The following is a 2,044-nucleotide window of genomic DNA, read 5'->3' on the forward strand; positions in this document are numbered from 1 at the left end:
TGTTAACACCAGCCCTTAATGTCCCCAAATCACCAGTTTGAGATGTCCCCTCGATTAACCAGGCCGACACCTGTAGTGAGCAAACAACAGGGAAGCGGCCATGATCAACCGAGAGGACTGGATCATGATAAAGGAAATGCGCAGCCAAGGCTGCCATATTAAAGACATTGCACATAAATTAGGCTGTTCCGACAAGACTGTCAGCCGGGCACTCAAACGGCAAGGACCTCCGCCACCTCGTCAATCCGGGGTTCGCAAAAGTAAGCTGGATGATTTTAAGGCCATGGTTGACCGGCACCTGGCTCAAAACATCTGGAACGCTGAAGCGATCTACAACCTGATCTCCAGACAAGGTTACACCGGTGGCAAGACCCTGCTGCGAAATTATATTCAGCCCAAGCGGGCTTTGCGTGAGTCTCAGGCCACTACCCGGTTTGAAACTCAGCCCGGTGAGCAGTTGCAGCACGACTGGGGTGAGTTAAACCTGATCATCGGTGGTGAGGCCCGCAAAGTTTATATCTCCGTAAACATTCTGGGTTACTCCCGTCGATTCTTTGTGTGGGCTGCTTTGAGTAACGATGCCGAACACACCTATGAATCCCTGGTTCGCACCTTCGAGTGGTTTGGTGGCCTCACCCGTGAGGTGGTCGTCGATAATCAGAAAGCCGCTGTGCTCAAGCACCATCGTCATGGGAAGCCGGTATTCAATGAAGGCTTCCTGATGCTGGCCAGTCATTACGGATTCAACCCCCGGGCCTGCAAGCCCTACCGTGCCCGAACCAAAGGTAAGGTAGAGCGCATGGTTCGCTACGTGAAGGAGTACTTTTTCCAGCTGTATCGAGAGTTTGAAAGCCTGGCTCACCTTAACCAGTTGTTGGAACAATGGTTGCGGGAAGTGGCCGATCAGCGTGTCCACAATACACTCAAAGAGGTTGTCTCAGAGCGGTTTATCCGGGAGCAGCCAGATCTAACGGCACTCCCTCCTCGTCGCTTTGACACCAGCTACCATGAAACCCGAAAGGTGCCTGCAGACCGTTACATTAACGTGCGAGGTAACCGCTACAGTGTCCCGGACAGCCTGGCTGACCAGAGTGTTCGCATCCGCATTGGCCTTGATGGTTTCCTGCGCATCTATGATCAGCAGGAAGTCATTGTTGCCGCTCACTTGCTCAAAGAGGGGTGCAATCACTGGGTTCGCCAGAATGGACACCACAAGATGCTGCACGACGCAGTGCATGTAGAAACCCGCGATCTCAGCTGTTATGAGGAGGTGGTGTAATGGAACTGGATGCATTGATGCAGCGCCTTAAGTTCGACTACCTTCCAGATACACTGGATACCCTGTGCGAACAAGCCAGTAAAGAAGACCTGGGTTACCGCGAGTTCCTTCAGAGTATCTTCAAAGCCGAATGGGCAGGCCGCCACCAGAAGGGACTGGAAAGCCGCCTTAAGCAGGCCCGCCTGCCGTGGGTGAAAACCCTTGAGCAATTCGACTACGAATTCCAACCCAGCATTGACCGCAAGGTGATCCGTGAACTCTCAGGCCTCAGCTTTGTTGATCGTGCTGAAAATGTTGTGTTACTTGGTCCTCCCGGTGTGGGTAAAACCCACCTTGCCATAGCCCTGGCGGTGAAAGCGGCAGAAGCGGGTCATAGAGTCATGTTCATGAGCCTCGACAAACTGATGAGCACCCTGAAAAAAGCACAGCAGGAGAACCGGTTGGAGCGGCAGATGCAGCAATTGATGTACCCGAAGCTTCTGGTTCTGGATGAAATGGGTTATCTGCCTATGTCTCGTGAAGAGTCCAGCCTGTTCTTTCGGTTGGTGACCCGGCGCTACGAAAAAGGCAGCACTATCCTGACCTCGAACAAGAGCTTCTCAGACTGGGGTGAAATCTTCGGAGACCAGGTGATCGCCACTGCCATACTGGACAGGCTGTTACATCACGCCACGACCATCAACATCAAAGGCGAGAGCTACCGACTCAAGGAAAAACGCAAAGCAGGCCTTCTAAAGAACAAACCCGCCAAAGGAGACAACTGAC

General features: G+C 52.8%; 2 protein-coding genes. Both read left to right on the forward strand.

All coding sequences use genetic code 11. From position 1 onward, the window contains the following. Window positions 1–100 precede the first annotated feature (100 nt). Window positions 101–1,279, forward strand: coding sequence for an IS21 family transposase (gene istA / locus ACNRUY_RS26310; RefSeq protein ID WP_488114631.1), 1,179 nt, complete (start codon window positions 101–103; stop codon window positions 1,277–1,279). Then, on the forward strand, window positions 1,279–2,043 hold the full coding sequence (gene istB / locus ACNRUY_RS26315) for an IS21-like element helper ATPase IstB (protein ID WP_488114632.1): 765 nt from the start codon (window positions 1,279–1,281) through the stop codon (window positions 2,041–2,043). Before istA ends, istB begins: the two co-directional genes overlap by 1 nt. The last annotated feature ends 1 nt before the right edge of the window (window position 2,044 follow it).

It is taken from the genome of Endozoicomonas sp. Z74 (assembly GCF_057680865.1).